At 65.5% G+C, this 11,266-nt stretch carries 9 protein-coding genes; 3 read left to right on the top strand and 6 right to left on the bottom strand.

Going from position 1 to position 11,266, the window contains the following annotated elements:
• Positions 1-42 precede the first annotated feature (42 nt).
• Complete coding sequence (locus ACGTN6_RS11745; protein WP_394591722.1) at positions 43-789, top strand: trimeric intracellular cation channel family protein; 747 nt, start codon at positions 43-45, stop codon at positions 787-789.
• The gene (locus ACGTN6_RS11740; protein ID WP_394591721.1) at positions 786-1,916 is read left to right on the top strand and encodes a DUF3541 domain-containing protein; all 1,131 of its coding nucleotides are present in this window, start codon (positions 786-788) and stop codon (positions 1,914-1,916) included. The genes ACGTN6_RS11745 and ACGTN6_RS11740 overlap by 4 nt, the downstream gene beginning before the upstream one ends.
• Here the strand turns inward: ACGTN6_RS11740 and ACGTN6_RS11735 are convergent.
• The 5 genes from ACGTN6_RS11735 to nhaD form a co-directional block, all read right to left on the bottom strand.
• On the bottom strand, positions 1,838-2,656 hold the full coding sequence (locus ACGTN6_RS11735) for a PEP-CTERM/exosortase system-associated acyltransferase (RefSeq protein WP_394591720.1): 819 nt from the start codon (positions 2,654-2,656) through the stop codon (positions 1,838-1,840). The genes ACGTN6_RS11740 and ACGTN6_RS11735 overlap by 79 nt on opposite strands.
• Before the next feature lie 45 nt (positions 2,657-2,701).
• Complete coding sequence (locus tag ACGTN6_RS11730; RefSeq protein ID WP_394591719.1) at positions 2,702-5,527, bottom strand: bifunctional diguanylate cyclase/phosphodiesterase; 2,826 nt, start codon at positions 5,525-5,527, stop codon at positions 2,702-2,704.
• A gap of 45 nt (positions 5,528-5,572) precedes the next feature.
• Complete coding sequence (locus tag ACGTN6_RS11725) at positions 5,573-6,793, bottom strand: hypothetical protein (RefSeq protein ID WP_394591718.1); 1,221 nt, start codon at positions 6,791-6,793, stop codon at positions 5,573-5,575.
• The gene (locus tag ACGTN6_RS11720; RefSeq protein ID WP_394591717.1) at positions 6,762-7,196 is read right to left on the bottom strand and encodes a hypothetical protein; all 435 of its coding nucleotides are present in this window, start codon (positions 7,194-7,196) and stop codon (positions 6,762-6,764) included. The genes ACGTN6_RS11725 and ACGTN6_RS11720 overlap by 32 nt, the downstream gene beginning before the upstream one ends.
• Before the next feature lie 283 nt (positions 7,197-7,479).
• Positions 7,480-8,973 (bottom strand): sodium:proton antiporter NhaD, encoded by a 1,494-nt coding sequence (nhaD, locus tag ACGTN6_RS11715; protein ID WP_394591716.1) that lies wholly within the window; start codon positions 8,971-8,973, stop codon positions 7,480-7,482.
• Between the two features lie 240 nt (positions 8,974-9,213).
• Between nhaD and ACGTN6_RS11710 the strand changes: the two genes are divergently transcribed.
• Positions 9,214-9,927, top strand: coding sequence for a DUF3581 family protein (locus ACGTN6_RS11710; RefSeq protein WP_394591715.1), 714 nt, complete (start codon positions 9,214-9,216; stop codon positions 9,925-9,927).
• Positions 9,928-9,991: 64 nt separating this feature from the next.
• Here the strand turns inward: ACGTN6_RS11710 and chrA are convergent, their stop codons facing one another.
• The gene (gene chrA, locus ACGTN6_RS11705; protein ID WP_394591714.1) at positions 9,992-11,182 is read right to left on the bottom strand and encodes a chromate efflux transporter; all 1,191 of its coding nucleotides are present in this window, start codon (positions 11,180-11,182) and stop codon (positions 9,992-9,994) included.
• Positions 11,183-11,266 lie beyond the last annotated feature (84 nt).

The raw sequence follows: 11,266 nt of genomic DNA, 5'->3' as shown, positions 1-11,266 counted from the left end.
CCCCTGCTATGATGGCGGTTAAAACGGCAAGGGAGAGTCGATGTGGCAGGGTGGGTCTACTGGCTGGACATGGCGGGGGTGATCGTCTTCGCGCTTTCGGGGGTGATCCTGGCCTGTCGCTCGCGGATGGATCCCTTCGGCATGCTGGTGCTGGCCGCCGTGACCGGTATCGGTGGCGGCACCCTGCGCGACCTGGTGCTCGGCGTGCGGCCGGTGTTCTGGGTCAGCGATCCCGCCTACCTGTGGGTGATCCTGATCACCGTGGGACTGGCGATCCTCGGCTTTCATTACATTCATCGCCTGTCACGGGTCTTCCTGCCGGTGGCCGATGCCTTCGGCCTGGCGCTGTTCACGGTGATCGGCACCCTCAAGGCCCAGAGCCTGGGGGCACCCGGTGTGGTGGCGGTACTGATGGGGCTGCTGACCGGGGTGGCCGGCGGCATGGTGCGCGACGTGCTGGCCCGGCGGGTGCCGATGGTGCTGCGCCAGGAGATCTATGCCACCGCCTCCATCGCCGGAGGGGTGGTGCTGGTCTCCCTCGAGGCCTTGGGGGTGCCCGTAGTGGCCGCGGTGGCGGCGTCCCTGGCGACCACGCTGGCCCTGCGGCTGTCGGCCATCCACTGGCATCTGGCGCTGCCGGTCTTCGCCTGGGTGACCGTGGCGCGCCCCGCGCCACCCTCGGCTGAGGTTGATGGCACGGGCGAGCCGCCTCCGCCGCCTCGCCGGCCCAAGGTTCGGGTCAAGATGATTCCCCCTGAGCGGTCGCGTCGTCGCAGGAGATCCTCGTGAGCCTGTTTCGATGGCGAGCCTGTCTGCTGGGTTGGCTGCTGCCACTCCTGCTGACCGGCTGTGCTCTTGCCCCGCCGACGCCTCCCGCCGATGAAGCGGTGGCCGCCGAGATCCGTGCCACCTATGAGCGTGCCTTGCCCGGTCTGCCGGGCGGCCAACAGCGCCACTATGCCCAACGGCTCTATCGCATGACTGGTGAGGCACGCTACCTGCCCTTGAACCGGGACTACGGTGAGCGGCTGGTCGAATCGCTGCGCGACGAGATCGACGGGCTGTCCATGCCCGGTCATGTGTCACGTCGCGCCCGGCATATGCTGGCCCACTATCCGCAGCGGACCCCCAAGCAGCGGCGTCGCAAGCGCCTGCTCGGCGACTGGGAAGAGATCCTCTATGCCAAGAGCCTGGCCTTCGATCTGACCCAGGCGCACTATCATGGCCTGCTCAATGATGATGCTCTGCCCGGTTATCGGCGGGCCCTGGATTATCTGGCCGGGGTCGACTTTCGTCCCTTTCTTACCGACCCTGATGTGCTCGATGTCTATGCGGCCCAGGTGGCCAACCTGGTCTATTATCTGCACGACCTGGGGGTGGCGGACCTGCGCGACGAGACCATCGCCGCCTTCCGCGCACGCTTTCCGCCGTCCCGGGATGCGAACCTCGATCGCGCGCTGTTTCGCAACAAGATCTATGGCATGACGCACTTCGTGATCGCCGCCAGCGACTATTACCAGCGCCCGGTGTCCGCGGACGAGTTTGCCTGGGTTCTGGACTATTTCGCCGCCAACGTAGGGCGGATCCTCGCCGACACCAAGGAAGACATCTACATCGAAGTGGGCATCAGCTTCCTGCTGGCAGGTCGGGACGAGACGCCCGCGCTGCGGCGCCTGCGTGACGCCCTGGTCGCGGCCTATGACCCGGTGGCTGGCATGGTGCCGTCGGAGTCGGGTGGCACCGACCTCGCGCATGGCGAGCACCGCAATGTGCTGGCGATCATGCTGCTTGACTGGCCCGAAAGACTGCATCCCGGGCCAATCCTGTCGCTTCCCGTTCAGGAAGAGGTCGCGATGGCCTGGCGGGGCAGGGCGCCCTCCAACTGCGGCGCCAGCGTCTCCATGATGTGCCGGTAAAGTGGCATCAGGTCGCGGCTCATCTCCTCCTCGACGCGCCGCTGGTCGATGTAGAAGGCGTTGCGCTTGCCGTGGAACTCGATGGTCTCGCCGACTCGGGTGAAGTGGAATCCGGACATCCTCAGCAGGCGTGGCAGGCGTGGCTCCATCATGGCGAAGGCATGGGGGCGGTTCGACAGCCCCAGCAAGGCGTAGGTGGCCAGGAACAGGCCGATGACGATGAGGGGAAAGGTTTCGCGATCCGTGGCGCTGAAAGGCTGTTGGTGACGGACGATGCTGTCGATCTCGTCGATGGTCGAGTGCTTGCGGAACAGCGGCGAAATCGCCAGACGCGAGATCTCGCAGACGTGATCGAGGCACAGCCGGGCCGGATGCAGATTGGGATGGGTGAGGCTGTCATCGCCGTGTTCCTGCAGTGGCAGCCGGCAGCTGCGGCCGTCGGGGGTGGTATCGGGGAGCACCAAACGCATGCAGCCGGCGGCGAGTCCGCTCTTTCTATGCTCGATCAGGCACAGGATGGCTCGTTCGTCGTAGGCATCGAATTCCAGGTGGTGCTTGGGGTCCGCCGGCGCTTCATAGCCCAGTTCCTCGCAGTAGATGTCGTAGCGCAGTCGGAAGATGCGGCGTTGTGTCTCTGCGTCCCCGGCAAGCCGGAACATGAATTCTTCACGAAAGCGTGTGTAGAGCTCGGGCTCGATGCGAAGTTTGCGAGGAGATGCTTCCGGAGGTGGCGAAGTCATGGCGGTACGTCCCTGGGTCGATGAGCGTGAGCTGGGGTCCATGAATCAGGGCTCGGCATCGAAGATAACAGCGAGCGGCTGTGGTTTGCCGAGATGAAAGCCCTGCCCGTAGGCGATGCCATAGGCGTTCAGTAGTGGAATCACCTTGTCGCTGTCGACGAACTCGGCGATGGCCTGCTTGCCGAATCCGGCGGCGATATCGGCGATGGCCTTGACGATGACCCGACTGTCCGCGCTCAGCGCCAGACTGCGGATGAAGGAGCCATCGATCTTGATGTAGTCGACCGGCAGCTGCCCCAGATAGTGGAAGCTGCTGAAACCGACGCCGAAGTCGTCGAGAGCGGTCCGGCAGCCCAGGTCGCGCATCGACTGTAGCACGCCGCGAGCCGTCGAAAAGTCGGTGATGGCGGCGGTTTCCGTGATCTCGAGGATCAGGTGGTGGGGATCGGCGCCGCTGCTGGCCAGCTCATCGGCCAGGAACTGCTCGAGCCCCTTGTCGTGCAACGACTGCCCCGACAGGTTGACCGCCAGGCTGATGCCCTGATCCTGGATGCGGCGCAGGGCCTTGAGGCTGTGATGCAGCACCCAGCGGTCCAGCTGTACGATCATGCCGTTACGCTCGGCCACGGGGATGAAGTGGGCGGGAGAGACCAGGCGGCCGTCCTCCTCGCGCATGCGGATCAGCACCTCGTAGTGCTTCACGTCCTGGTCGGCGAGTCGCACGATGGGTTGCACCATCAGTGCGAAGCCTTCCTCCTGCAACGCCTTGCGCAAGCGTTCGCCCCAGTAGACGCGTTCCTGCAGCTCGTTCTTGGCGCTCTCCAGCGTCGACAGCAGGTGCCAGCGCTGCGGGCCGTGCTCCTTGGCCTTGTACATGGCGACATCGGCACTGGCCAGGAGGTCGGCAGGATTGTCGCCATGAATGGGATACTGGGCGATACCGATACTGGCCACGACACGGTGACGACGGCCGCCGGCGCTGAAATGCAGGCCCTCGAGCAGTTGGTTGCACTGCTGGGCGATACCAATCGCCTGATCGGCATCGACATGTTCGAGCAGAATCGCGAACTCGTCGCCGCCCAGTCGCGCGATGTGGCCGCGATGGCCGATGTGGAGTCGCAGCACCTCGGCCACCTGGCGCAGCAGCATGTCGCCGGCGTGGTGACCGCTGAGCTCGTTGACTTCCTTGAACTGGTCGAGATCCAGCAGCAGCAGCGCGCCCTGGCGGCCTCGCTGCAGGGTGCGTTGAATGGCTTCCTGGAAGTATCGGCGGTTGTAGAGCTCGGTGAGTGGGTCGCGCTCGGCGAGCCAGGTCAGGCGACCCTCGGCCGCTTTGCGCTCGGTGATATCGAGCCCCACCGAGATCCAGGCCAGCCCGGTATCGCCGCCGCCCGGGAGCGGGGCGTGATACCAGGCGATGGTGTACCTCTGACCCTCAGGCGTCAGCAGGGTACGTTCCTCCTGTTCGGTCGTCCTGGCATCCGCGACCGGCGATTGGCCGGGCAGTGTGAAGATATCGTCGAAACGGCGGCCGATCAGTGTCTCTTCCTCTACCTTGAGGACTGTCAGGGCATAGGCATTGACCAGGTTGATGCGCCCCGCTCCATCCAGGGCGATGATGAAGACTCGGGCGGTATCGAGCAGCCCGCCGACGAAGTCGCGCTCCTTGGCCAGCTCGTCGACGCGCTCGGCGAGCTGTTCGCCCCGGGCCTGGACCTCTTCCTCGAGCAGTTCGAGCTGCTTGGAGAGCTCGATGGTGGTGCCCTCGAGAACGTCGATCTCATCCGGCCAGCGGCGCGTCGATGCGGGAATGGCACGACGGGCTTCGGCGAAGCCGCCCCTGGCCAGTGCCGGCAGCACGCCGGCGACTCGACGCAGACGTGCCATGGGGCCGAGCAGGATCACCAGCAGCAGCAGCTCGGCGGCGAGCCAGCCGGCCACCCCCGCCACCAGCAGGGTACGGGTATCGTGATTGATGGCCTGGAGCTGGGCGGTGATATCGGAGATCAACAGGAAATAGCCGGTACTGTGGCGGTCTCGATTCTCCTCCACGCGAATGGCCGAGAGCTCTTCCCGGCGGTCGCCGTACTGCAGGACCAGGGGAGCGTCGGTGAGGCCCTCCAGGGAGGTATGCGCGGCGGCCCGCTGCAGCAGTGGCAGCCCTCGTTCCTCCTGAGTCAGTGCCAGCAGCTGGCCATCCCAGGCCGGCAGGCTGCGTGCCGACGGTGGGATCTCATCCTCCTCTGCCCCGGTGACCAGCAGGGCGATTTCGCTGCCGGAGACCGACTTGGCCTGACGGATGACGTCGGCCAGGGAGCGCGACAGGATGACCAGGCCTACGCTGGTGCCATCCACCAGCACCGGTACGGCGGCATACTGCCGGCAGCCGGTCGAGCAGCGCAGAGTGGTGAGCGGCATCTCGGTACTCAGCACGCGTCTGACCCAGGACTGAACGGGCTGTGGGCTGGACTGGCGCTGTCCCCATGACGCCAGGGGGTCGCCCCGGCGGTCGAAGACCTGGATCTCGTCGATGCCCGAGTCGAGTTGGAGAGTCGGCCATTGGGAGGCCAGAGAGGCGCGCACGGCGTCTTCATCGTTGGCCTCCATAGCAGGGCCGAGTTCAGGCGCGGCCGCGGCCAGGCTGGTGAGCTGGCGCAGCCCCTCCTCGGAGCGTTGCAGGGCGAGTCGGACCTCGCGTTGCTGACGAGCATGGTGCTGTTGGCGACTGTCCTGAAACTGCCGGGTCAGGTTGGTGTGGCCTAGCCAGGTGAACAGCGACACCAGTACCAGCAGCAGCAGGCTGCTGAGCGCGATCACGCGCCAGGTCAGGCTCAGCGGTCGACGGTTCCTGAACTGCGTGATGAAGGACATGTCTCCGATTCCTACGAAAAAGTTGGCGACAGGCTCGGAGAGTGGCTAGAAGCGCAGCGACATCTGGAACAGCAGCATGTTCCATTGCTCGACCGTCTCCTCGGGATCCGGGTTGTCTCGGGCCGGCAGCCAGCCGGTACCGTCGACGTGGTGATACTCCCCGGCGAGCAGGACCCTAGGATGAGGGGTCCACTGTAGTCCGAACGTCCAGTCCTTGGCGAACTGCGAGTAGGCGGGGCTGCCGCTCCTGTCCTCGAATTGCTCGCCGGAGCGGTCGTTGCGGTTGGCGACCAGGCTGTCGTAGCGCACCAGCCACTGCCAGTCGTCGTGGAAGCGACGGGTGTACTGCAGGTACCAGCTCTCGCCGGTGGTATCGAAGTTGAATCGAGGATCGTTGAAGTCCTCGAGTCCCGACCGGCGCAGCGCATATTCACCCGTGAGGCTCCATAGTTCGGCGTTGTACTGCAGCGACAGGACCCAGGGCCGAAAGTAGAAGTCGCCATCGCTTAGCCCGGCCTGGCGTGAGTCGAAATGGGCGCCGACGTCGGCGGTACTCAGGGCCGCGACGATACGGCCTCCGTCGTGTTCGTAGCGGACCTGACCGATGGCCGAGGTTTCCGGCTCGAGATCACCGGGAATTTGATCGAGACGCAGGGTTCGGCGCAGGTCGTCGCCAGCCTGGACGCGACCCACGCCGGCCTGGAAGCGCAGCGTGCCCTGGGACAGGCGTTCCTCGTAGTAGCCAAGCACGCCATCGGCCGACAGGGCCAGCGACCGAGTGCGGTCGAAGTAGATCGACTGCGGCAGCAGGATGCTGGGGCGAGTGAAGGCCACGTCCCGGGTCTGGTTGTAAAAGCCGAAAGGGTTCTTGAAACGTCCCAGTTGGAGGCCGATATTGCGCTTCTGGTCAGACAGAACTTGATAGTCGATCAGGCCATAATCCAGCTCGGGGCTGGCATCGCTGGCGTCGCCGCCGGCGCGGCGACTCAAGACCTGGGCCGCGATCAGCACGTCCTGATGAGGGCGCAAGGACACGTTGGCGCCTACCTCGGTGAATTTCAGGCTGCCGCCCCCTTCGCTACTGGGGCCGAAGAAATCATTGTCGTCGGTGATCACCAGCGCCTGGCTCAGGAATCCATGCAGCTGCAGCGTATCCAGAACGCCGGTTTCTTCACCGTAGGCCGGGGGGATGGCGGCCAGCGACAGCGCGCCCAGGAGCAGGGCGAGGCGCGGCTCACTCCATCGTAAGGACTTGGACGCGGTCATCCACATACTCCCTTTCCAGGTAGCCCAGGGCGCCGGGAGTGCTGGCGATCTGCTCGAGCATCTCGGCCTGGGTGAGGACGCGATTGGGGGCCTGTCCGGTGCCCGAGAACACCACTCGGTCCCAGGCCAGTTGAAGTTGGTGGGGGTAGACGGAGAGGCGCTGCTTGACGAATCGGGCATGGACGGGGTGACGGTTGGGTAGCACGAAGATGCGGGCGGCCTGGCCGTCGGGCCAGGTGCGCTGGCGCATGGCGAAAAGCGCCCGGGTAGTGTCTCGAGTCAGGTGGTGAGTCTCGACGCCGGCATTAGCCACTAGCAGGACGGAGGGCTCATCGGCCATGGTCCAGGAGGACAGGCCGATCAGCACCGCCAGCCAAAGGGCGTTGGCCAGCCGCCGCATCATCGGGTGGCCTCCACATGGCGCTTGCGCTTGCCGCGCTTCCCGGCCGGGCCTGGGTGGCCAGCCGGGAAGTGATGCCTGAGGCGGGCTGTCGGCAGTGGCATGGGGAAGGGGGCGATAGCGCTATCTCCCTGCGGCCCTGTCCGGGCGTCATTGTTATCGAGACGTAAGCATTGACCGCGCTGGCGCGTGCGATTGAGCGTACGTTTCGACACAGCTTACCCTCATTCGCTATATAACGGGAAGGCAATGAAAGCCATGCGCATGGCGACCTCCTGCCGGCCCGTCAGCTGTAGACGGCGAAGCTGCCGGCGTTCAGCCACAGGTGAGTGACCACGCTGGCGGCATAGCCCAGGGCGATCACCGGCGTCCAGCGCAGGTGCCCCATGAAGGTGTAGCTGCCCCGAGCCTGGCCCATCACCGCCACGCCGGCCGCCGAGCCGACCGACAGCAGACTGCCGCCGACCCCGGCGGTCAGGGTGATCAGCAGCCAGTGGCCGTGGGACATCTCCGGCTCCATGGTCAGCACCGCGAACATCACCGGGATGTTGTCGATTACCGCCGAGACGACGCCCAGCACGATGTTGGCGCCGGTGGCGTTCCATCCGGAGTAGAGGGCATCGGAGAGCAGAGCGAGGTAGCCCATGAAGCCCAGGCCTCCCACGCACATCACCACGCCGTAGAAGAACAGCAGGGTGTCCCACTCGGCCCGGGCTACCCGTTTGTAGACGTCGAAGGGCACCACGCTGCCCAACTGCTCGAGCATCTTCCAGTCGCCGCGCTGAGTGTAGAGGGTGCGCTTGCGCTCGATCGAGCGCGGCAGGGTCTGGCGCAGGTAGTAGCCGAAGAATTGCAGGTAGCCCAAGCCGGTCATCATGCCCAGCACCGGCGGCAGGTGCAGCAGGGTATGGCAGGCCACGGCGGTGGTCACGGTGAGCAGGAACAGCCCGATAATGCGCCGGGCCCCGCGCTTGAGATAGACGTTGTCCTCGAGGCCTGCCGGCACGCGGTTCTTGATGAAGGCGCTCATTACCACGGCGGGGATCAGGAAGTTCACCAGCGACGGGACCAGCAGGTCGAAGAATTCCTGGAAATGCACGATGCCGGCCTGCCAGACCATCAGGGTGGTGATGTCGCCGAAGGGACTGAAGGCGCCGCCGGCGTTGGCGGCTACCACGATGTTGATGCAGGCCAGGTTGATGAACCGCTTGTCGCCCTCGGCCACCTTGGTGACCACGGCACACATCAGCAGCGCCGTGGTCAGGTTGTCGGCCACCGGCGAGATCACGAACGACAGCACGCCGGTCATCCAGAACAGGGTTCGGTAGCTGAAGCCCTTGCGCACCATCCAGGCACGCAGGGCATCGAAGACGCCACGCTCGTCCATGGCATTGATGTAGGTCATTGCGACCAGCAGGAACAGCATCAGCTCGGTGAACTCGAGCAGCGTCATTCGGAAGGCATGCTCGGATTCGCTCGACATGCCGGACTGCACGTAGATCCAGCCGATCAATCCCCAGATGATGCCGGCCGCCACCAGCACCGGCTTGGACTTGCGCATATGGATCTTCTCTTCGGCCATGACCAGCGCATAGGCGAGAACGAAGATCACCACCGCCAGGCCGCCGACGAAGGACTGCGTCAGGTCGAGCGAGCCGGTGGCAGCGATGGCCGGCGAGGCGGGGATTGTCGCCAGGACGAGTCCGGAGAGCGCACGGCGGCGACCGAGTCGTCGCGTGGCGTGATGGGAGCTGGGTGAGACGCGGCTTAGGGGCTGCATGGCGAATGTCATCCAAGGTTGATGGAGTGAGAAGAATCACCTCTCAGCGTACCCAGCCAAGGCTCTGATGTGCTTGCCTCTTTGGTAGGGGGACACGGGCTTGGATCAACGCTAACGACGATGCACTATGGAAGGATCGGCTGCCCGAACCAGGCAAATATATGGCATCATCTGGCCTCCTCCGGCTTCGGCCGTGACCAGCTACGCATCGCCAACGACTTCAGGGCAGGCTCCAGACGCATGTTTCTCGATGATTACCACTCGCGCGCGGGTTCGCGTCTCTGCATCTCGTCAGAGCAGGCAAGCCGCTTCGCCAAGCGCGTCGCCGGTGACTTCAACCCCATCCACAACCCGGATGCGCGGCGCTTCTGCGTGCCCGGCGACCTGCTTTTCGCCCTGGTACTGGCGCACTTCGGCCTCTCCCGGCACATGACGTTCCGTTTCTTGAGCATGGTCGGTGCCGGTGTACCGCTGGACTTTACCGAGGACGATGACGGTCGCATTCGGGTGCGAGACGACAGCGGCAAGTGCTATCTGGAAGTCGAGCGTAGTGGCCAAACGACCCATGACGAGTCGGTGGTGGAGGCCTTCACGCGCTGCTATGTGGCTTTCTCAGGCAAGAACTTCCCTCACTATCTGAAGCCGCTGATGGAAGACAAGGGCGTGATGTTCAACCCCAAGCGCCCGCTGGTGATCTACGACAGCATGGGTTTTTCGCTGGAGCGCCTGGACGGCATCGAGCCTGGCCTGGAGCTGATCGATGCCTCCCTGGAGGTGGCCGGCAAGCGGGGCGACGTATTGCTCGAGTTCCGTATCCGCGCCGGCGGCGAGGAAGTTGGCATCGGCTCCAAGAAGCTGGTCGTCAGCGGACTGTGCGACTACGACTCGGATGCCATGGATGCCGTGGTCGAGGAGTTCTACCGTCTCAAGGCGGCCCACGAGGCTGACGCCTGACCCCAGGCGGGCTTCGCCGGGCCTCGCGGCCTGCCGATGACCGCCCGCCTGGGTGGCCACGGCGTCAGGGTGTCGAGGGCAGGCTCAGCAGCATGCCGCCCAGGCCGCAGACCAACACTACCGTCCAGGCCGGCCGCTGCCACACCGACAGCAAGGCGAAGCCCGCCAGTGCCAGGGCGAACTCTGCCGGACCCAGGATGGCGCTCGTCCACACAGGCTGATACAGCGTCGCCGCGAGCAGGCCCACCACGGCGGCATTGGCGCCGCGCATCAGCGCCTGGACCGCGGGCCGAGCCCGCAACTGGTTCCAGAATGGCACGATGCCCACTACCAGCAGCAGGCCCGGCAGGAAGATGGCCATCAGGGCCAGCAGCGCCCCCACTACACCAGCCGTCGTCATGCCCAGATAGGCGGCGAAGGTGAACAATGGCCCCGGAACTGCTTGGGCCGCCCCGTAGCCGGCCAGGAAGTCATCGGCGCTCACCCAGCCGGTGCGCACGACTTCGGCCTCCAGCAGCGGCAATACCACGTGGCCGCCGCCGAATACCAGCGCGCCCGCGCGATAGAAAGCATCGAACAGCGCCACGCCCTGGCCGGCGCCGGCCATCGCCAGCAGCGGAAGCCCCAGCAGCAGCAGGGTGAAAACTGCCAGACACGCTATCCCTGTGCGTCGCGAGAGGCCGAAGTCCAGCATCGTGGGCGACGCGCGGCTGGCCTCTCGACAGGCGGCCAGCCCGATGAGTCCTCCGAGGGCAATGGCCATCACCTGGCTGCCCGCGCCGCTGGTGGCGGTCACCAGCAGGGCGGCGCCCACGGCGATCGTGGCCCGGGTGCGATCGGGGCATAGGGTCCGAGCCATGCCCCACACAGCATGGGCGACGATCGCTACCGCCACGACCTTGAGGCCGTGCAGCAGCCCGCTGCCGAGCGGGCCCGTCAGGCTCGCTGCCCCCAGCGCAAAGCCCATCAGCAGCAGCGCCGAGGGCAGGGTGAAGGCCGTCCAGGCGGCCAGGCCGCCTAGGGGGCCGGCGCGCATCAGCCCGAGGGCGAAGCCCACCTGACTGCTGGCCGGCCCCGGCAGGAACTGGCACAGCGCCACCAGGTCGGCATAGGCATGCTCGTCGAGCCAGCGGCGCCGGGCCACGAACTCTTGGCGGAAGTAGCCCAGATGGGCGATGGGCCCGCCGAAGGCGCTCAGGCCCAGCAGCAGGAAGGCGCGGAAGACTTCGCCGGGTTGCCGTGATGTGTCGGTCATGTTGTCTCCATTGGCTAGGGGGTGGGCAAGGCGGTGAGCTTTGCCGCATGATGCGTTCCATTGTCCCGGTACAGGATGACCACT

The sequence above is a fragment of the Halomonas sp. B23F22_20 genome (genome assembly GCF_043496985.1).
Classification (GTDB): domain Bacteria; phylum Pseudomonadota; class Gammaproteobacteria; order Pseudomonadales; family Halomonadaceae; genus Halomonas.
Note: the sequence above shows the minus strand (reverse complement) of the source record. Positions and strands in the feature narration are given on the sequence as shown.

What these genes read in the sequence shown, in the direction of transcription:
- ACGTN6_RS11735 (WP_394591720.1), bottom strand. Translation starts at nt 2,656, where the DNA reads ATGACTTCGCCACCTCCGGAAGCATCTCCTCGCAAACTTCGCATCGAG.
- ACGTN6_RS11730 (WP_394591719.1), bottom strand. Translation starts at nt 5,527, where the DNA reads ATGTCCTTCATCACGCAGTTCAGGAACCGTCGACCGCTGAGCCTGACC.
- ACGTN6_RS11725 (WP_394591718.1), bottom strand. Translation starts at nt 6,793, where the DNA reads ATGACCGCGTCCAAGTCCTTACGATGGAGTGAGCCGCGCCTCGCCCTG.
- ACGTN6_RS11720 (WP_394591717.1), bottom strand. Translation starts at nt 7,196, where the DNA reads ATGATGCGGCGGCTGGCCAACGCCCTTTGGCTGGCGGTGCTGATCGGC.
- nhaD (WP_394591716.1), bottom strand. Translation starts at nt 8,973, where the DNA reads ATGCAGCCCCTAAGCCGCGTCTCACCCAGCTCCCATCACGCCACGCGA.
- ACGTN6_RS11710 (WP_394591715.1), top strand. Translation starts at nt 9,214, where the DNA reads ATGTTTCTCGATGATTACCACTCGCGCGCGGGTTCGCGTCTCTGCATC.
- chrA (WP_394591714.1), bottom strand. Translation starts at nt 11,182, where the DNA reads ATGACCGACACATCACGGCAACCCGGCGAAGTCTTCCGCGCCTTCCTG.